1 protein-coding gene is annotated in these 567 nt (G+C 73.5%); it reads right to left on the bottom strand.

Going from position 1 to position 567, the window contains the following annotated elements:
* A partial coding sequence (locus FUT87_RS28025; RefSeq protein ID WP_222617339.1) for a sialate O-acetylesterase occupies nucleotides 1–567 on the bottom strand: 567 nt, incomplete at both ends.

The following is a 567-nucleotide window of genomic DNA, read 5'->3' on the forward strand; positions in this document are numbered from 1 at the left end:
GGTGCGGTCGAAGCGCAGCTCGAACTCGGCGCCGCGGGCCTGACCACCGATCAGGCGCGGCCCCATGGCCGGCGCGTCGCGCAGGCCCAGTTCATGCATCGCGACGGCGGCCAGGCGCTCGCCCACGGTGCGCTTGTTGCGCGGATGGATGTCGATGGCGTCGCCGATGTCGATCGCGGTGGCCATGCCGGTGTGCGGCAAGGCGAGCGCGGCGGCCTGGCTGCCGCGCAGCTCGGCGAAGCCGTTGCCGTCGGGCCGGTTGTCGGCCAGCGGGCGCCAGGCGGCAAGCTGCACGAACAGGAAGGGCAGGTCCGGGTCGCCGAACTGCTGGCGCCAGTCCTGGATGAGGCGCTTGAAGCCGTCGGCATAGGCCGCGGCGCGTCCTGCGTTTTCTTCGCCCTGGTACCAGAGCACGCCACGCACCGACAGTCCCTGCAGCGGCGCGATCAGGCCGTTGTGGCCCAGCGCCGGCGCGTTGTTGGCGACCGGGCCGGCCGCCGGCGCGAGCTTCTCGACGCGGGCACGCCAGGCACCGACCAGCGTCACCGGACCTGCCGCCGTGTCCAG

The sequence above is a fragment of the Mitsuaria sp. TWR114 genome, from assembly GCF_007997345.1.